At 64.0% G+C, this 18,966-nt stretch carries 14 protein-coding genes and 1 pseudogene; 8 read left to right on the forward strand and 7 right to left on the reverse strand.

What is annotated here, in order from left to right; all coding sequences use genetic code 11:
* Window positions 1-44: 44 nt before the first annotated feature.
* The 5 genes and pseudogenes from U5N23_RS33135 to U5N23_RS14510 all read left to right on the forward strand — a co-directional run.
* Window positions 45-1,049 (forward strand): annotated as a pseudogene (locus tag U5N23_RS33135) (hypothetical protein); the annotation flags it as partial.
* Between the two features lie 39 nt (window positions 1,050-1,088).
* Window positions 1,089-2,915: a fibronectin type III domain-containing protein gene (locus U5N23_RS14495; protein WP_322593488.1), complete on the forward strand. Its 1,827-nt coding sequence runs from the start codon at window positions 1,089-1,091 to the stop codon at window positions 2,913-2,915.
* 197 nt (window positions 2,916-3,112) lie between these two features.
* Window positions 3,113-6,151, forward strand: a complete 3,039-nt coding sequence (locus U5N23_RS14500; RefSeq protein WP_322593489.1) for a Tn3 family transposase — start codon at window positions 3,113-3,115, stop codon at window positions 6,149-6,151.
* Window positions 6,148-6,495 (forward strand): Tn3 family transposase post-transcriptional regulator TnpC, encoded by a 348-nt coding sequence (gene tnpC / locus U5N23_RS14505; RefSeq protein ID WP_322593490.1) that lies wholly within the window; start codon window positions 6,148-6,150, stop codon window positions 6,493-6,495. Before U5N23_RS14500 ends, tnpC begins: the two co-directional genes overlap by 4 nt.
* Window positions 6,496-6,660: 165 nt before the next feature.
* On the forward strand, window positions 6,661-7,104 hold the full coding sequence (locus U5N23_RS14510; RefSeq protein WP_057267363.1) for a hypothetical protein: 444 nt from the start codon (window positions 6,661-6,663) through the stop codon (window positions 7,102-7,104).
* A 176-nt stretch (window positions 7,105-7,280) separates the two neighbouring features.
* Here U5N23_RS14510 and U5N23_RS14515 read toward each other — a convergent pair whose 3' ends face one another.
* On the reverse strand, window positions 7,281-10,241 hold the full coding sequence (locus U5N23_RS14515) for a Tn3 family transposase (RefSeq protein WP_322593491.1): 2,961 nt from the start codon (window positions 10,239-10,241) through the stop codon (window positions 7,281-7,283).
* A gap of 85 nt (window positions 10,242-10,326) precedes the next feature.
* On the opposite strand from U5N23_RS14515, the gene U5N23_RS14520 reads away from it, so the two are divergent.
* Window positions 10,327-11,502, forward strand: coding sequence for a bifunctional diguanylate cyclase/phosphodiesterase (locus U5N23_RS14520; protein ID WP_322593492.1), 1,176 nt, complete (start codon window positions 10,327-10,329; stop codon window positions 11,500-11,502).
* A 56-nt stretch (window positions 11,503-11,558) separates the two neighbouring features.
* Here U5N23_RS14520 and U5N23_RS14525 read toward each other — a convergent pair whose 3' ends face one another.
* The 3 genes from U5N23_RS14525 to U5N23_RS14535 are packed head-to-tail and all read right to left on the reverse strand — an operon-like array spanning window position 11,559 to window position 14,179.
* A complete protein-coding gene (locus tag U5N23_RS14525; RefSeq protein WP_322593493.1) occupies window positions 11,559-12,656 on the reverse strand; it encodes an ankyrin repeat domain-containing protein in 1,098 nt (365 codons plus the stop codon).
* Complete coding sequence (locus tag U5N23_RS14530; RefSeq protein WP_322593494.1) at window positions 12,653-13,270, reverse strand: sigma-70 family RNA polymerase sigma factor; 618 nt, start codon at window positions 13,268-13,270, stop codon at window positions 12,653-12,655. Before U5N23_RS14530 ends, U5N23_RS14525 begins: the two co-directional genes overlap by 4 nt.
* Before the next feature lie 36 nt (window positions 13,271-13,306).
* Window positions 13,307-14,179 (reverse strand): hypothetical protein, encoded by an 873-nt coding sequence (locus U5N23_RS14535; protein ID WP_322593495.1) that lies wholly within the window; start codon window positions 14,177-14,179, stop codon window positions 13,307-13,309.
* Window positions 14,180-14,310: 131 nt separating this feature from the next.
* Here U5N23_RS14535 and U5N23_RS14540 point away from each other — a divergent pair, with 131 nt between their 5' ends.
* A complete protein-coding gene (locus U5N23_RS14540) occupies window positions 14,311-14,739 on the forward strand; it encodes a hypothetical protein (RefSeq protein WP_322593496.1) in 429 nt (142 codons plus the stop codon).
* A gap of 13 nt (window positions 14,740-14,752) precedes the next feature.
* On the opposite strand, the gene U5N23_RS14545 is transcribed toward U5N23_RS14540, so the two are convergent.
* Window positions 14,753-15,697, reverse strand: coding sequence for a DNA-binding protein (locus U5N23_RS14545; protein ID WP_322593881.1), 945 nt, complete (start codon window positions 15,695-15,697; stop codon window positions 14,753-14,755).
* A gap of 163 nt (window positions 15,698-15,860) precedes the next feature.
* Here U5N23_RS14545 and U5N23_RS14550 point away from each other — a divergent pair, with 163 nt between their 5' ends.
* Window positions 15,861-16,934 carry a site-specific integrase gene (locus U5N23_RS14550; RefSeq protein WP_322593497.1) on the forward strand — a complete coding sequence of 358 codons (1,074 nt, stop codon included), beginning with the start codon at window positions 15,861-15,863 and terminating at the stop codon, window positions 16,932-16,934.
* Window positions 16,935-17,054: 120 nt separating this feature from the next.
* Here U5N23_RS14550 and U5N23_RS14555 read toward each other — a convergent pair whose 3' ends face one another.
* Both U5N23_RS14555 and U5N23_RS14560 read right to left on the reverse strand, forming a co-directional pair.
* On the reverse strand, window positions 17,055-18,050 hold the full coding sequence (locus U5N23_RS14555) for an SMI1/KNR4 family protein (protein WP_322593498.1): 996 nt from the start codon (window positions 18,048-18,050) through the stop codon (window positions 17,055-17,057).
* Window positions 18,047-18,958, reverse strand: coding sequence for a LysR family transcriptional regulator (locus U5N23_RS14560; RefSeq protein WP_322593499.1), 912 nt, complete (start codon window positions 18,956-18,958; stop codon window positions 18,047-18,049). The genes U5N23_RS14555 and U5N23_RS14560 overlap by 4 nt, the downstream gene beginning before the upstream one ends.
* Between the last annotated feature and the right edge of the window lie 8 nt (window positions 18,959-18,966).

The following is an 18,966-nucleotide window of genomic DNA, read 5'->3' on the forward strand; positions in this document are numbered from 1 at the left end:
TGCCCGCCCTGCGACTGCCTATTCTGAATGCGCGAGTGGCATGCATGCGCCTCCTGCTTTGGAGCACCCTTTCCATCGGGCTTGCCGGGCCAGCACTGGGGCAGGCCATCAGCACCGTGGCAGGTAATGGGACAATAGGTTCCAGCGGCGACGGAGGGCCCGCCACTGCGGCCCAGATCGGCGGCGTCCACGGCATAGCGGTCGACGTTGCGGGAAATCTGTATATTGCAGACGCTACAAGACACAATATCCGCAAGGTGGACAACACGGGTACCGTCAGCACCGTAGCGGGATCCGGGATTCGGGGCTTCAGTGGCGATGGAGGTCCAGCTACGGCGGCGCAGTTGTATCGGCCTCAAGGTGTCACCGTTGATGCAGTGGGGAACCTGTACTTTACGGACTCTTACAACTTTCGTGTCCGCAAGGTTGACTTGGCGGGGACTATTACTAGTTTGCCCGGCCATGCATTGTTCGGTTTGCTCACTGGGATAGTGCTTGATGCTGCTGGCAACATATACTTCGCAGAGTCTGACAACGTCCGCAAATTTAGCACCGCAGGCTTTTTCACCCACGTGGCCGGATACCATGACGGGAATGTCGATTCTGGATACAACGGCGATGGGATTCCAGCCACCACAGCGTTTTTGGACTCTCCCCGGGGATTGGCGATGGATGCTGCTGGGAACCTGTATATCGCGGATTTCTACAACCACCGCATCCGCAAAGTAGACAGAGCAGGCGTCATCACCACTTTTGCTGGCGACGGAAACCCAGGTTTTGGCGGTGATGGTGGCCCAGCCACGTCGGCACAGTTAGGCGGTCCCTCGGGCGTGGCGATAGATGCTGCGGGTAGCCTGTACATTGCGGATTATGGCAACAACCGCATCCGCAAGGTGGACAGCACAGGCATCATCAGCACCGTGGTTGGCACGGGGCAAGCTGGATTTAGCGGCGATGGCGGTCCAGCCGCTGCGGCGGCATTGAACCATCCACGGGCCGTGGCGGTGGATTCGCAGGACAACCTGTACATTGCTGACTACGACAATCTCCGTATCCGCAAGGTCGTTCCCGTCCCACCCGACGGTCCTATGACAGTGACTGTGGTGCCAGGCGATGCCGAGGTGACGGTCTCGTGGGCAGCCCCCTCCAGCGACGGAGGGCGGCCCATCACCGGCTACCTCGTGACGGCGGTCGAGGACACCACCAAGACCTGCACGCCGACACCCGCTACTGCAACCACCTGCACGGTCGCAGGCCTGACCAACGGCACGGGCTACAGCTTCGAGGTGGTGGCCAGCAACAGCATTGGTGCGGGCACAGCCTCGGCCGCCAGTGCCTCGGTGGTACCCACCGGCCCACCTGTCGCGCCCACTGCGGTCATTGCGGTGGCAGGTGATGAGCAGGCAACGGTGCGCTGGACTGCGCCCTCCAACGACGGGGGCTACGCCATCACCAGTTACACGGTCACCGGCGTACCCGCAGGCACCTGCACGGTGGCCGCGCCGGCCACGACCTGCCTGGTGATCAACCTCAATGCGGGCAATGCCCACACGTTCACGGTGACGGCCACCAACGGCCTCGGCCGTGGCGCGTCTTCCGTGGCGAGCGCACCCGTCACGCCCAGTTCCCCCGGGCCAACCAACCTGCCTGTGACCGTACCCGGCGCCACGACCAACATCACAGACCCCTACCTGCCCATCGTGATCGGCCCCGATGCGGCTGGCGGCACCATTGTGCTGCCCGGTTTTGGGACCACGCCGGTACCGCTGCAGGTCACCATCAACGGCCAGCCTCTGTCGGTCCGGGCTACCCCGGGAACCTACCTGCGCATCGCCAAGGTGCAGGGGCAGGACACGCTGGTGCTGGCAGTGGTCAACGGCTGGGCATCCATGACCAGCGGCGCAGCGGGCCAGCCGATGGCCCTCGCCGGTGCCGTGCTCCTTACCTCCGGTGCTGCGGGCACGCGCATCGAGGCGCAGCCCCTGGCCGTGGCTGTGGTCAGTGGCTCGCTGGTTCCAGCCGCAGGCACTCTGCCTGAACTGGGCGGCAAGGGCTTAATGGCGGGGGAGAAGCTGCTGGTGGATGCCGCGGGCAGGCTGGTGTCCATCACCCTGGGTTCCCTCTTGGGTGATGCGGGCCAGGCGGGCGATGGCATGGTGTTCGTCAACCTGCGGGCATCGATCGCGGTGGATGGCAAGGCTTTCGCCCGCCTCGACGGCGCCGTCGCGCGCCTTGCTGGCGCCAACCTGGCGCAGGGTCTGGAGACCGCGCCTACCGGTGTAGTGCTCATGCGTGCGGATGGCCAGATCGTCCAGCTGCTGCCCATCCAGCCGATCACCATCGACGCGCGATTGCCCGATGGCTTTGGCTTCACTCCACTGGGCCTGCTGCGCTGGGTGCGTGGCGGTGTGGTGGTGCAGTTTGCGCCTGCGGTGGCGGAGCTGGCTGGCCTGGCCACTGCAGTCACCACGGCCCTGCCGGGTGCAACGTTGAAGCTGGGCGCCGAGGGGGTGCTGCAGCTGGGCTTTGGCGGCGCCACCTATGTTCTGCGTCCTGATTGGACCGGGGCAGGTACCGCCACTGGCACCCCGCAGATCGGCGTGGACGAACAGGGCCGCATCGTGTTCCAGATCGGACAAGGCGCGCGCCAGTTGCTGTTGCCCGCGCTGCTCAATGTCACGCAGGCCAACGCCATCTTCACTGCAGCACTACCTGGCGCCAGCTTGGCCGTTCAGCCAAGCGCCAACGATGGCGCCCTGAAACTCACCTTGGGCGGCCAATCATGGCGATTGGTACCGCAGTGGTTGCTGCCGGCGGGCGATACAGGCCAGACGCAACCCTGGCGCATGGGAAGCGATGGCTTGCTGTACCTGAAGCTGGGCACCCCGGTGCAGGCTCTGCACATCACTGATTGACGGGCTGGAGCAAAAGTACGCTCCCAACTGATCGCCTGCCGGTGAGCTGATACACAGGAATCGGTCTGGCTGATCAAGTGCATCGGTGCGCGCATCAGGCTCATGGGGGTTTTCTTGCCGTTGTAGGGCAGGCTACCAGCGCCATCGGATACGCTGCTTGCCTCAACCAAACCTGCCTTTTGTGGGGGCTTTGCGCCATGGCGAGCATTGAACGTACTGCGTACCCTCGATTCCCTCGAACGCTGACACTGAAGGATCTGCAGGGATCCTTCACGCCGCGGCCTGAAGAAATTGAATGGGCTCAGCGACACTCGCGCACTCCAGAACGCCGCCTGGCCATCCTCGTACTGCTCAAATGCTTCGAATTTCTGCGCCACTTCCCCGGGCTCGATGCCATTCCAGCCGAGGTTATCGAGCATGTTTCCGCAACGCTGGGCATCGCCCCGACTGGCAAGATCGAATTCGCTTCGCTCGCCACGCTGTATCGCCACCACAAGGCGATTCGAGAAATGCTCGGTGTGAAGCCCTACACCGACGGACAAACACGAACACTGGCTATCCAGATAGCCCAACAGGTCGCCAGTGTCGTGGAGACCCGCGTTGACATCATCAACATCACCATTGAGGAGTTGGTACGGCTGGGTTACGAGCTGCCAGTGTTCCGCACGCTCGACGAAATCTCTGAACAAGCCCACTCGGCCGCAGAGGCCGCATTGAACGCGCGAATCAATCAGCGCCTGAGTTTGGCCCAACGAACATGGCTTGACCAATTGCTGGAGTCGGAATTGCCGGCAAGGCGAACTTTGTATAACCAGATCAAGAAATCGGCAAAGAAAGCCTCGCGCAAGCATCTCGATTTGCTGTTGGACCAGTTGACATGGCTTGAGTCCCTGCCTGACAGCGATGCGTTGCTCGATGGCGTTCCGGTCACCAAGCTCAACTACATGGCCGGCATGGCATCGGCGCTCGATGCGGGCGACATGAAGGACTTGCTGCCCGCCAAGCGCTACACATTGATCCTGGCATTGATCCGACATATGCGAGTGAGGGCCCGCGACGATGTGGCCGAAATGTTCATTCGCCGCATCGGTGCCATCCACAAGACCGCAAGAGAGGAACTGCAGGTGATCCAGGCGCGCCAGCGCGAACTGAGCGAAGAACTCGTCGCCACGCTGGAGCAGGTTCTGGAGATCCTCGCTGAAAACCTTGATGACGCCAGTACCGGGCAGCGCGTTCGAGATCTGCTTGCCCCGCACGGCAACCTGGATCAACTGACCATGGACTGTGAGGCCATCCGAGTGTGGAGCGGGGGAAACCATCTGCCGCTGGTCTGGAAGGCGTTCAGCAGTTGGCGTGCGGCGATGTTCCGAATGGCGAAGGCGTTGCGCTTTGAGGCAGCCACTCAGGACCGCAGTCTGCTGGACGCCCTGCAGGTCGTTCTGGCCAACGAACATCGCAAGGTGGAGTGGATTGAGGATGACCTGGCGCTTATGTTCGCCTCCGAGCGCTGGCGCAAGCTGGTGCGCCGCTCACACGGACTGGGCCACCCGACTAACCGTCGCTACCTCGAAGTTTGCGTGTTCAGCTATTTGTGTGGGGATCTTCGTTCTGGCGATGTGTGCATTGAAGGCTCAGAGTCATTTGCCGACTACCGCTTGCAACTGCTGCCCTGGAAGGAGTGCGAAGCGCTACTGCCAACCTATTGCGACCGGATTGGGATACCCGCCACTGCGGGTGACTTCGTAGACGGGCTCAAGCAATTGCTCACCGAGACGGCCAAGAAAATCGATGATGAGTTTCCGCAACATGCAGGAGACGTGGTGATCGGAGCCAACGGCGAGCCTACCCTGCGGCGTGTTGTTGCACGGGAAGTGCCGGCTTCGGCCATCGCCCTGCATGCCGCTATCGAAAATCGCACTGCACCTCGCAACCTCCTGGACGTTCTTGCCAACATCGAGCACTGGACGGGATTCACCCGCAACTTTGGGCCGCAGTCCGGCGACGATCCCAAACTTCGCAACGCACGCGAGCGCTACTTGCTCACCGTGTTCGCCATAGGCTGCAACCTTGGACCCAACCAAGCAGCGCGTCACCTGTCCAACGGTGTGACACCACATCAACTGTCCTATGCCAACCAGCGGCACATGAGCCTTGACCAGTTGGACAACGCCTGCCGGGATCTGACCGAACTGTATCTGCGGCTTGAGTTGCCCAAGCTGTGGGGCGAAGGCAAAAAGGTCGCGGCAGATGGCACCCAGCACGACTTCTACGACCAGAACCTGCTGGTAGGCATGCACTTTCGGTACCGGCGCATGGGGGCCGTGGCCTATCGGCATGTCGCCGACAACTACATCGCGGTTTTTCGCCACTTCATACCACCAGGGGTCCTGGAAGCTGTCTACGTTATCGAGGGCCTGATGAAGGCAGGCTTGAGCGTTCATGCCGATACCGTGTACTCAGACACCCATGGCCAGTCGGAAACGGTGTTCGCCTTCACGCACCTTGCGGGTATCCAACTGATGCCGCGCATCCGAAACTGGAAGGATCTGCGTTTCTATCGCCCCGAGAAGGGGATGCGGTTCCGGCATATCGACCGCCTGTTCAGCGACGTCGTAGACTGGAAGCTCATCCGCGACCATTGGCGAGATCTGATGCAGGTATCGATATCGATCCAGGCCGGAAAAATCGCCTCACCGATGCTGTTGCGCAAGCTCAGCCAGGAGGGGCGTTACAACCGACTGTTTGCTGCGGCACGCGAACTTGGCCGAGTGCTGCGAACGGTCTACTTGCTGCGCTGGATCTCCAGCAAGGAGATGCGTCAGGAGGTGAGCGCCACGACCAACAAGATCGAGTCGTACCATGCCTTCACGAAATGGCTGGACTTCGGCGGCGATGTGATCAACGAGAACGATCCAAACGAGCAGCAAAAGCGGGTGCGCTTCATCGACCTGATTGCCTCATCGGTGATCCTGCAGAACACGGTGGACATGATGCGGGTGTTGCAGGAGATGTACGCAGACGGGGAGCCCGTTTCTGCGGCCGATGTTGAGTATCTGAGTCCGTACATGACCTCGGGTATCAAGCGGTTTGGCAACTATCACCTCGACCTGAAGCGGCCCCCGGAGCCCTGGGTCAAGGAATCACAGTTTCGTGAGGCGGCCAGGCGTGCACGAGTTGCTGCAGCTGCAGTGGCAGCGGAGGGGCAGCGAGCCGGCCAAAAGGGAGCAGGAGCATGAGCGATCCAGAAACCACCGTCCTCACGGCCTATGGTCGGCTGGACAGGGCTTCGCTGACACGGCTACAGAGCACCTACGACACCTCAAAACTGCTGCGCGCAGTCGAACAGCTCGACAGAGTTGTGGGCAACGCACGAGGCCAAGACGGCCTTCGGGACGTACTGCTGCGGCTTCACGGAATGGCGCACGTAGTGGTTAACGGGGCCGGTTTGTCAGGCTCTGCGGAAGAGAGCTTGCCCGAACTGGCTTTTGAGGCAACGTCAGAGATTCGTCAAACAATCGCTACGTTGCAAGGCTGGGTGAAGCTGATTGAACCGCTGGAAACACTACAGGCAACCAACTGAGTTTCGATTTGGAGTAAAGGAGCCATTTCACATAACTAAAAGGCTTATGAGTCAAAACTGGCTTTATCCTGGCTTGCCCTCAATTCCACCGATGTTCGTTGGCACCCGACGCAGCGAGCTCGCCCAACCGTGAGCCAATGAGCCCATCAAATTCTGGGAGATGAGATGCTTCTTGTGTATGTGGACACCGGCGGAATGCTCAAGGAAGTGGCCGCCTTGGAGGCTGCTGGCCTTCTGAAAACCCATTACTTTCCTTTCGAGCAGCGAAATCGCCGGGTCAAAACTTTCGTCCCCGGCTCGGGCGCTACCTGGAAGCAGAGCAATCTGAGTTCGAAAGAGGCTCCTGGAACCTGGAACGACTACAAATCGTCCGCTCTCTTCGAACCGCTACGCAAGTTGTTGGGCGCCCAGGTCGACGCACAGCACCTCGATTCGGCGGCCAAGGCCGGTTGCACGGTCTTTCTCACGAGCGACAAGACAGACATTTGGTCCAAGCGCGACGCGATACAGGCGCTCGCCAACATCCGGGTGCTCCACATGCCTTCTGAGCTGGTGACACTTGGGCAACTGGCGCAAGCGGGGGTAGACGTTGGGCCGCCAACGGAATAATTTGCGCCCCGAACGACTTCTCCGCCGAGCCCTCAATAGCCTACTTAATTAGTCGGGTATTTCCTTTTTTGCACGGAATAAATGAAATGGCGAAATGCACGGGCGTGCTAAGTCGTTGATTTATATAGAGCAGCTTTCCGATTTTGCAGACGGAAATGCAAAAGCACGAAATAGGGTTATTTTTCGGCGCGTTTTGCGGGAGTGCGTTTCGAGGTCATTTCTCCCTTCAAAAGCACGCTGGCATACCGGGCAACACTGAAGCTCATGGTGCCCCGGAAGTTGATGTGCCCGAAGTGGACCGGCCCGATTCGGCGCAGGATGCTGTCGTCAATGCGTTGCCCGCTGGACTTCAGACGATCTACGGTTTCCTGCAGTTTCATCGTGTTCCAGCCGATCACGACGTTCGTCAAGAGCGCATGCGATCCCGAAATCGACTTGAGTTCATCGCGGCGGCGGCCTCTTTCGGCGGTGATTCGACCGTAGTAGATGGCCCGCTGAAGGAGGTGCACCGACTCACCGCGGTTGAGCAAAGTGTGGATTTCCCGCCGGAAGACGTCGTTGGTGAAATAGTCGCACAGGAACACCGATCGCAGCAGGCGGCCGTACTGGTCCAGGCAGCGGCGAACGTCATCCCCGGCCGCTGCGCTCCCGTGGCGGGCCAGCGCCCAAGCGACGCTCACGCGGCCAGACTTGATCGAGGCAATAAGGCGCATGGTCTGGTCCCAGCCTTCCCGGATGGCTTTTTCGGTGATGGCTGGTATGGCGATTTGCTCGAGGGCCTCGGACACCTTGATCAAGCGGGGTGTCCAGATCTTGCGGTCTGGTAGGCCGGCCAACTGGGGGCACAAGTCGAACTTCAGCAGCTTGGCCACGCTCATGCCTGAGTAGGTGTAGCCGTGGGTGTCCACCGCCAAAAGGTCGACTTTGATGCGGTCCTCGCTGTTGGAGTTGTAGGCTTCGATTCCATGCACTGCCGGCGCGTCCTGGCGCGTCAACAGCACGATGGGCTGGTCGAAGATGACCGGGTAGCTGCCCAGGATGTGGGTGTAGATGCCTGCCGCCGCAGTCTTGCGACGGGGATCCGTGCGGGCAATGGAGAGGTGACGCGTTGCATCGAGCGCCATCATGTCGGACGAGGCTTTCTTCCCGTCACTCCACAGCTTGACGATCGGAAACCGCTGCTGGAACGCCACCACGCTGTCGTTGGCTGCGCGCAGCCGGCCAGGCGCCTCGAGCATGCGCATGGCGGCTGAGACGCGGCTGACGGGCACGCCGGGAATCATTGCGGCAGCAGCCTTGGCGTCGATCTCGGTGCCATGCGCGAGCAAGCCCGCATACAGCGCAATGAGTTCTTCGGCGTCTTCCGGCTGGCGGCCCAGCAACATGGTGCTGATTTGGGTCCTACTGTCGATCTCCAAAATGACGTCCGGCAGCTGGGTTGCGCCAATCAAGTCGCTGAGGCGTTGGTTCGTGTGTCGAAGTTCCGGGTCTTCCTCCGCGGCGCGAATCGCCGGTATACGCACGCACCCGTCTTCATCGATCTCAAGCAGGCCTTTTTCAAGTCCGACCTCCACATCGGCAAGGCCGGCACGCAGCAACTCGTACTGGAGGTCAAGCGCTTTGCGCGGATCCAATTCCAGACCATAGGCTTCGCAGAGAGCTACCTTGTCGCGCTCCCACTCGTCCTGCGGAATCAGCAAACTCGCCTTGTTCTGGTAGGTAGCGCTGTGGTTCACATACAGGCTTCCTCCCCGCAGCCCCTTGCTGATGCGCATTAGTGCGCAACCTTCGAAAGCCCTGAGTGCCGCCTTGCGATCAGGAACATCGAGAAAGGGGCGCCATTTCGGTTCGACCAGGGAGGTATCAAAGTCGACTGGAAGCTCCTTGGCGCCTGCTGCTCGCAGCGCCTGCAATGCCAACACCAGGCGGCTGTCGGCGTGCTCGGGATCGCCCTTTAGGTCCAGGCAGCCCATGCCGTCCAGGATCGTGCGAACCTGAGTGCTCTGCTCGGTCAAGGTTTCCCGGACAACCTCAGCCTGGCTGACCAGCGGACGGCCCAGCATATCGTCAGCCAGCGCCATGATGGCTGCCAGCCGTTCATGCGCCTCACGCCCGCTGTCCGCAGCAATGCTCCGCATCGATTCGATGGAATGGCGGTACTCGATTGCACGCTGTGCCTGTTTGGCTTGGACACGCTTTTTAGCCCTGTGGACGAAATCGCTGGTGTGCCGATTGTTCCGAAAAATCGCCTCATCGCTGAGCTCACCGAGCAGGTGCTTGAGGAAGCACACGATCTCGATTGAGCGGGTGTCCTCGATGCGGCGGGCGGTCTCGGAGGGCGGCCGATTGACCACCGCTTGGGCGAACGCATGGAAGCGGCCGATCGAGAGCCCTTGCAGGTCCCACAGGTGCACGCCCAGCGTCTTGAGCGCATCAATGCGTGAGTTCACTTCTTTGAGGCCCTTCACCCCGTGTTTGCCGGCCGATTGCTTCAGCCACTCAAGCAAAGAGATGCCAGGAGTCGGACTCTCTTCGTGCATCACCTTGAGCACCGCGCGCAGGCGTACAGGAGTCACCGCTGCTCGAATCGTTGCGAGTGCCAGGTTCTCGACTACCTGAAACGCAGATCGGGCCAGGTCGAGCACCACACGCTGGCCTGGCAGGACGATCCTGTTGTCGAAGAGCCATTCCTGGGCGGAGGCGAGGAGTTCATCGACGGACGAGGCGTCGATCGCCTGCTGCGACAGGGCCGCTTTGAGGCGTTCTTCGGCGTTAGGGTCGTAGGTAGAGAAGAGGAGCTTTTCGCGAACCCAAGCCCTATGGTTGCTGATGGTCCGGTCGGCATTCGAGTACAGCGACTTCAGGGAAGCAATCGCCGTCGAGTGGATGCCCAGTTGCTCACACAGCATATTCAACATCGCAGTAGGCATCTTGAGCCCGGCGTCGGCGTTCCTGCCAGTCAGTGCGAGGAATGACAGCTGCACGGCCAGTCCCAGGTGATAGCGTTTCGCGTAGCCACTGTTCCTGATCTCCCTGACCAGCTCGTCTGGCAGCCGACAGTGCAGTTCCACGTCGCCTGCATTCAAGCCGGACGGCAGTTTTTCGTAGCCTACGAATCTGTATCGGTAGCTCGACATCAGCGTTCTCCTTCGCTCCAGAGAACACTATAAAGCGCAGCTAAGTTGTTGTCGCCAGTGGCTTATTCGGAGATGGATTCCGAAATTGCACGGAAACCGAGATCACCCCTATGGCACGGGCGACCGCCTGCTGCAGGCGGTTGCCAACCGGCTGCGCGGGCATTTTCCCGCGCCGGTGCTGCTGGCCCGTGTGGGTGGGGACGAATTTGCCCTGCTGAGCCTGGTGGACGAGGGAGAGCAGTCTGCGGAGCGCTTTGGCAAGGCGGTGTTGGGTCTGTTCGCCACCCCCTTCTCGGCGGGGGCCGACGAGGTCATGGTGCATGCCTCGGTGGGCCTGGTGGCGGGGCATCTGCGGGGTGAAGACCTGGCGGAGTGGCTGCGCAACGGCAGCATCGCCCTGGGCGAAGCCAAGCGCCACGGCCAGAGCCAGTGGATGGTGTTCGAGCCCGGCATGGCGGACCAGTCGATGGAGCGCACGCGGCTGGCGTCCGAACTGCGGCAGGCCCTGGACAAGGACCAGTTCCTGGTGCACTACCAGCCGGTGATCGACCTGGCGACGGGCCGCGTGACGGGCGCCGAGGCACTGCTGCGCTGGCGCAGCCCTGCGCGCGGCATGGTGCCGCCCGGCGTGTTCATCGCCATGGCCGAGGAAAGCGACCTGATCCTGGCCCTGGGCGACTGGGTCATGCTCCGGGCCACCCGGGACATCGCCCAGCAATTGCCGCAGCTGCCCGGCGACTTCGGCCTGCATGTCAATGTCTCGGCCCGCCAGCTGATCCAGTCGGATTTCGTCGAACAGGTGCAGCGCACGCTACAGGCCAGTGGACTGCCCGCGCGCCACCTGACGCTGGAGCTTACCGAGTCGGTGCTGATCGAGGGCGATGCCGTGACCCACCAGCAGCTCTCGCGCCTGCGCGCACTGGGGCTGAAGATCGCCATCGACGACTTCGGCACCGGCTACTCCTCGCTGGCGTACCTGAGCCGGCTGCCCTTCGACTGCCTCAAGATCGACCAGACCTTCGTGCGCGACTTGGCCGAATCTTCCCAGAATGCCGCCATCGTCACGGCCGTGCTGCATATGGCCAAGGGCTTTGGCGTGACGGTCGTGGCCGAGGGCGTCGAGACCGAGGCCCAGGCGCGGCGCCTGCTGCAGATGGGCTGCGGCAGTGCCCAGGGCTACTGGTTCGGGCGCCCGGCGCCGCTGGAGCAGATGAACCTGGCCCAGCGCAGCCTGGATGGGTCGGGCCAGGGCTTGAAATAGGCCGGAGGCCGGGAAAAGCCGCCCTTGCGCCAGCGGTTGGGAGCGGGTTGGCCGTTTCAGGACCCTGCGTCAATCAGCTCGGCAATGCGGTTGTGGCCCAGTCTTCTGGCTTGCTGGGCCGCGCTCAGGCCTTCATGGTCCACCAGGGCGGGGTTGGCGCCCAGCGCCAGCAGCTTCTGCACCGTGGCGCTCTGGCCGTTGGCGGCGGCGAGCATCAGCGCCGTCCTGCCCAGCGTGTCGCGGGCGTCGATGGCTGCGCCTTGGGCGATGAGGCTTTCGACCTGGGGCGTACGGCCTGTGCGGGCTGCTTCCCACAAACCGTCCGGCAGCGCGGCACTGCTGCGCTCGCTGTGGGCGCGCGGGGCGGGCGCAGCCAGGCGCTTGTCCGCCGCGTCGTCTCGCCGCAGGCCGCTGCCCGCTGCGGCCTGTGCCGCAGGCCGCGCCGATTCTGGCTGGGATGAGCGAGCGGCTTCAGCGGCCGCCGCAGGGGCAGGCGCCGGGGGCGGTGGCGCCATCGACTTGGCGGCTGCTGCGTCCCGGGCGGCCAGGCGCTCGCGCATTTCCGTGCGTGGCGGCGCAGAAGGCGGTGCAGGCGTGGCTGCCGGTGCGGCGGCGGTCCCCGTACCGGAAGGGGGGGCGCCAGGCAAGGGAGGGGAGGCAGGGAAGCCCGACACGGCACCGACCTGACCCGGCGCCGGTGGAGCCTCGGCTTCCTGGAGGGCGGGTGCTGGAGCCGTCCTGGCCAGCGGCCGGGTGGGCGCAGCGGGCTTGGGAGGGGCGGCCTGAGGGGCTTGTGGCGTGGCTGCAGGTGCGGGCGGCGCTGCGGCGGGTGCCTGCACGCTGGCCGAGGGGGCGGTGGCACGGCGCTGGCCGTAGGCGATTTCCTGCTCTTCGGGTGTCCCGCGCTGGAACTGCAGCAACAGCAGGCCGGTCAGGCCCAGCACGGCCACGGTGGCCAGGGCCGATACCTTCCAGCGCGACTGGTTGGCTGACGCCTGTGGGGGCGCAGGGGAGGCGGGCAGGGGGGCCGCGGCCGCTGCCAGCATCTGCGCATGGGCACGCACGGCGCCGCGGACATGCGCACCGGGGCGGGCATCGTCCTGTTCGCTGGCTTCGCGGTACCGCTGGGTCAGCTCGTCGTCCCGCGCGCTCATGGTGCAAACTCCTGTAGCTGTTGGCGAAGGCTGGTGCGCGCATAGCGCAGGCGGCTCTTGGCGGTTTCGAAATGGACGCCGGTCGCTTCTGCGATCTCCTGCACGCTGAGGTCGCCTTCGGCCTGCAGCAAAAACGCTTCCCGTTGCTCGAACGGCAACTGCTCGACCGCGGCGATCAGGGCCGCCGCCTGCTCACGTGACTGCAGCTGCCGCACCGGGCCGAATCCGGAGTCGGCCGCCAGCGTGTCGGCCAGGCCGGGCCCGCCATCACCCCCATCGTCGTTCGCATCCAGGCTGGCGTGGTTCCTGGCGGTGCGCAGGTGGTCCACCAGCCGGTTGTGGGCCAGGGTGAACAGCCAGGTCCGGAATTTCGCCTTGACTTCATAGCTGCCCGCGTTGCGCGCCACGGCAAACCAGACATCCTGCAGCAGGTCGTCCGCCACCGCCGGGACCTTCACGCTGCGCAACACGAAGCGCCATACCGCCAGCTCGTGCCTGCTATACAGCGTGTCGAAGGCGCCCAGGTCACCGGCGGCATAGCGCAGCATCAGCGTCTCGTCGGCATCGTCAGGGGACAGGGCGTTCTGCACCCGCGCATTATGCGGGGACCTCATCCACCGGCGAGGCCTGCGAAGCTTCGCCGGAGTCCATCACCTGGGGTCGGGTACATAGGACACGTTGTCCGATTGCGGGAAGGCGCGCGGGACTGGCGGGCGCACCGGTTGCTCGCGGATCACGCCGTAGGCCACCAGGTTCTCGCGGCTGTCGTAGCGGATGCTGATGACTTCGTTGGGGCGCTCCTGCAGGCGCGTGAAGCTGGTGTGCGAGACCACGGAAGTCTCGCGCTGGCCATGCGCCGTGCCCAGCTTGGCCGATGGCGCTGGTGCCCTCGCCAGGCTGCCCGCGACCTGCGCGCGTGCCGAGGACTCGGCCTCCGGCGCCGGGGCGGCGGCTGCAGCAGCAGGTGCCGCCGGCTCCTCGCGCAGGCGCCCCAGGCCGGCGCTGTCATTGCTGCTGTCGCGGCGCTGGCTGTAGGGCTCGGGGATGACCACGGGTGCAGGCACGGGCTGCTGCTCGCGGAACAGCGCCACGCCGATCACGCCCACATGGGCTGGCCGGCCCGTACGGCCGGCATAGGAGTTGGCCACGCTGGAGAACTCGAAGGCCGCGACCTCGCTGCTGCTCTTGCGCCAGCCCGTGATCTGGTAGCGCTCGTAGGCCGAAAACACATAGCCGCGCTGGTCCCAGGCGGCGGTTTCGCCACTGAGCACATTCACGCCATCCACCGATGGCACGGCCAGCACGCGCTCGCCAGTGCGGTTGCGTACGGTGACGGCGTAGCGCGCCCCGGGCCGGCCGGCCACCCAGTATTCGCCCTTGGCGTAATGCACCGGCAGCGTGGCACCGGTGTCGCGGTCCACAATGGTGACGTCGGCCAGGCGGCCAACGGCCTGGGCCGGCAGGCTGGTCAGCGACAATGCTGCGGTCAGCGCCGTCAACAAGGCAGGGAGAATGGGTTTCATGGCAGCTCCATCAAAGTGTTGTGGGTACTGGGTGAAACGAACGGCGGGGGCCAACGGGGTTAAATCGCACCAAATATTCATCGACTAGATACGATGTATATTATGTTAAACAAAACAAGTGCCAATGGCGCATGACCGCCTGGCGCGGCTACCAGGACGCGCCCGAATATGATGCGGCCATGTTGACCTGTCACCTTCCAGGAGCGCTGCTCGTAGCGGCCGCCCTTGTCTCGACCACGGCGGCTGCGCAGTCGCCCCGGGAATCCTTCAGTGTGGACGAGGCCAAAAGTGCCATCCTCGACGACCTGCCCGACCCCAAGGGCGCGAAGTTCCGCCAGCTGTTCCTTTCGGAGCATGGCGACTCCAAGGTCACGCTGTGCGGAGAGATCAACGCGAAAGATCGCGCGGGCAAGTACACCGGGTTCAGGCGTTTTATGGTCGATGACCTCAACGAGACCTTGAGGGACCCCATGGACACCGCCGCAGGCGCATGGCGCCAATCGATCTTCGATCGCGTCTACAGGCAGGCGTGTTCCAACAAGTTCAAGGACGTCAAATAGACCTGAGCAGGTTCTAATTCCTGCTCCTGCGCACCCTCGTTTTCGGTGCGGGCGCTGGCAGCGTCGTGGGGAGCCGGTCGCGCAGTTCGTTGAGCACGGCGAGCATGTCGCTGCTGCGCTCATCAAATTTCGCCTGCAGGCCTTTCACCTCGTCGCGGGCGGATTGCAGTTCCAAGGACAGGCCTGCTTTTTCGATCTGCAGGGTGCCCACGTGCGTGTCGAGCTGCCGGGCCCTGTCCAGGGCATCGGCCAGGGCCTTGGCTGCCTTCTTGCCGTCGCCTTCCAGTTGCAGCGCCAGCCGCCTGGACTCCTGGCGGGCCCGGTCGACCTCGGCGTTGAGCCTGCGTTCCTGGGCCTGGGCGCGCTCTTCGAGCCGCGAGCGCTCGGCCTGGTGTTCTGCGTCCTTGGCCTCTTGGCGCCGCCGCTGTGCATCCGCCGCTTGCCGCAGTTGAGTACCCTCGGAACGCGCGGTATCCAGTAACTGCTGGCAGGCCAGCAATTGCTGTTGCAGTTCCTGGGCCTGGCGCGCCAGCTCGGCGATCTGCGCATCCCGTGCCTGCATGGCCACGGCATAGGCCTCATTGCGGTCATCCAGGCGTTGCTGTTCCCGGGCCAACTCTTCCTGCGCAAGGCGCAGTGATTCGCCCTGGGCGTCCAACGCGGTGCGGGCCTGTGCAAACTGCTCGGCCGCCCTTTCGTCAGCCTGCTGCAGCGCCCTTCCCCACAGGGTCTTCGCCGCCCGGATGACGGGCCCCGGCAACGGAATCTCTGCATCTGAAGGCCCTTCGGCCGGGTCGGCCGGCGCCTGCAGCCGTCCGGCCAGCGAGCCAAACCACCCATCGAGCATGGGCCCCACCGTATTCGGCGAGCCACGGCCCAGTTGCAGGCGCACCCGCTCGATGGTCGGGCGCTCGCCCAGGGCGAGAACGGCGTCCGCCGCAGCCCACACCTCCTCCATCTGCACGCCGCGCGGGCCCCTTGTACTTTTCATTGGCATCGCCCGACTCCGTTCTTGAAATTACCCACGATAATAGATGCTTATCGTGAGTAAATTGCCATATTGATAGTAAACAATACATCATATGTACGATAAATGCAAAAATTAGCTTAAAGGAACGTGAATGCGCTTGCCAGCCCTCAAAACGCATGCCGCGCTCGAACCTGGCGTGCTCTCGGATGTGACCGCGCTTGCGGTCGATCAGCTGATGCGCGAAGGCGAGTCTGCCAACACCCTGGCCAGCTACCGGTCCGCCCTGCGCTATTGGGCGGCCTGGTTCCATGTGCGCTATGGCCAGCCGATCGCGCTGCCGCTTCCGCCGAGTGCGGTTCTCCAGTTCATCGTCGACCACGCCCAACGCACGACCGCAGACGGCCTGGCACACGAGTTGCCGCAGGCCATCGATGCGGCCCTCGTCGAATCGGGTTTCAAGGGCAAGCCGGGGCCCATGGCGCTCAGCACCCTGGTGCACCGCGTGTCGGTGCTGTCCAAGGCCCACCAGGTGCGGGACATGAAGAACCCCTGCCAGGACGCCCAGGTGCGTGAACTGCTGTCGAAGACCCGCCGCGCCTATGCCAAGCGGGGAGACATGCCCCAGAAAAAGAATGCACTGACCAAGGATCCGCTGATGGCGATCCTGGCGACCTGCGATGCATCCACCCTCAAGGGGCTGCGTGATCGCGCCCTGCTGCTGTTCGCCTTTGCCAGCGGCGGTCGGCGGCGCTCGGAGGTCGCGTCGGCGCAGATCAGGCACCTGCGGCGCAGCGGGCCCGCCTCGTTCGTGTACACCCTGGCCCACTCCAAGACCAACCAGACCGGTTCGGACCGGCCGGAGAACCACAAACCGATTCAGGGCATGGCGGGCGAAGCAATGCAGGCGTGGCTGGCGGCCGCGGGCATCACCGAAGGGGCCATTTTCAGGCGCGTGCGAAAAGGCGGCATGCTGGGTGAGGCGCTGTCGGCCGCCGCCGTGCGCGACATCGTGCAGGAGCGTGCCCGGGCGGCCGGGCTGCCCGAGGTGTTTTCAGCGCATTCGCTGCGCTCCGGGTTCGTGACCGAGGCCGCCACCCAGAAAGTCCCCATGGCCGACACGATGGCCATGACGGGTCACCGCAGCGTGGCAAGCCTGCTGGGGTATTTCCGGGTGTCGGACGCCAGCCAGGCGGCCAGGCTGCTGGAAGAAGACCCCCAGGGTTGATGCCGGCGACGACCCGCACCTGCGCATGCTCGCCGGCCGCGGGCGGTTGGCTCGGCCGGTGCTGCGGGTTGGACGTCTATGCGGTCCGGCATCGGCAGGCAGCCCGGGGTGTGGCGCGCATCATGCGCCATCCGGGCCGCCGTCGATGAGCTGCAGCAGCAGCGCAGCCCGGAAATCCGCGCTGAAGTGCCAGTGGCCCTCTGCCTGCACCAGCTCGCCTGCGTCGGCGCGCGCCTGGAACCAGTCCTCCACGAACGCCGGTGCCCAGCCGCCGGTACCGAAATGCGCACCGCCCACCATCGCGATGACGCCGGGGTAGGACTGCAGGAACCCTTCTTTCGACCGCACCGGCCGGCTGTGGCTGAGCAGCAGGAACTGCGCGGCGTACAGCAGGTGCGAGTTCGCGTCCGCATGCAGTGCGAAATAGCCCTTGTCCTGCACGATGGCCTCGGCCAGGCGGCGGATGGCCGCCGGCATGCGCGGGTCGGGCCACTGCTCGCACAGCCGGTGCAGCCGCGTGATGAAAGGGGCGTTGCGCACGTGCTCCAGGGCCTCGCGCTTCACGTCCTCGGGGTCGTCCCCGTACTCGGACTCGTGCACGAGGCCGCGCACGAAGGTTTCGAAATCCGGTGCGAGCGGCGTGATGCGGTAGTCGCTTTCCTGGTCGACATGCACCACTGCGGGCTCGCCGGACGGCCCGCAGGCGCGGTAGTCGAGCGCGATCATGTCGTGGCCCGCCGAGGGGCAGTCGCCGAAGTAGACGCCGATCTCCGGGTAGTCCCACTCTTCGATCTTGAAACGGCTGCCAAGGCCGCCGCACAGGCTCCACTGCCGTGCAAAGCCAATGCCCTTGAAGGCGCTGATCGCCACATGGTCCTCGGCCCAGGAGGTCGGCGTTGGGGTGGGAAAGCAGCCCCGGGCGGGAATGCCGCCGTTTTGCGACTGCATGAGCGCGATGTAGCTGGCCGGCAGGCGGTAGCCCAACTCCGCCTCGACGGCGGCAATGGTTTCTGGCGTGGGCGCTGGCTCCATATACTCCTTGCGCGCATAGGCGCTGTCTTCCCAGAAACCGGACAGGTCGAAGCCAGAAAATGGCGTTGCCTTGGTGGTATTCATGCGCCCTCCCCCTCTTCCCCTTGCGCGGCCCGCGCCTTGTCGAGCAGAAATTCGATGCACAGGCGCACCGCCCGCGTCTGGTGGCGGTTGGGCATGTACAAAAGGTGCATGCGGGTGCCGAAGATGCTCAGGCGGTAGTCGTCCAGCGTGCTCAGCACCTCGCCGGATTCGATGGCGTCCTTCACCACGTAGTCGGGCACCAGGCCCACGCCCAGGCCCGCGAGAATGCCCTGGCGCAGAAACGGAAAATGCTCCGAGATCAGCGTGGGCTCCAGCAGCAGCTCCTGGCGCTCTTCGCCCTGGTAGGCACTCAGGCGCAGCTGGCGACCCGTCACGCCAGCGGTGATCAGCGGCGCGCTGCGCAGCTCCAGCAGCGTCTGCGGCAGGCCGTGCTCCTGGGCAAATGCGCGCGAGGCGCAGGCGATGTAGCGCACTGTGCCCAGGCTGCGTGCCACCAGGGACAGCGGCGGCTCCTGGATCACGCGGATGGCGATGTCCACCTCGTCGCGCAGGTTGTCGGCGCGGTTTTCGAACAGCACGTCGAGCACGATGCCCGGGTACAGGCGCTTGAACTCGATCAGCCAGTCGCTCATCACGATCTGCCCGTAGCCGCTGGGCACGCTGATGCCCACGCGCCCCTGCAGGCCCTGCCCCAGGGTGGCAATGGTCTCGCGCGCCGCCAGCATCTCGTTCTGGATGCTGCGGCCGTGCTCGTACAGGCGCAGCCCCACCTCGGTCGGTTCCACCCGGCGGGTGGTGCGCCGCACCAGTTGCACGCCCACGGACTTTTCGAGCTGGGTCAGGTGGTAGCTGACATTGGCGCGGGACACCTTGAGCTTGCGCGCGGCCTGGCTCAGGTTGCCGCAGTCAATGATTTCGACCAGCAAGGCCAGAGAATGGGAATCCATGGGGGCGA

Source organism: Acidovorax sp. (assembly GCF_034519795.1).
GTDB lineage: Bacteria > Pseudomonadota > Gammaproteobacteria > Burkholderiales > Burkholderiaceae_C > Acidovorax.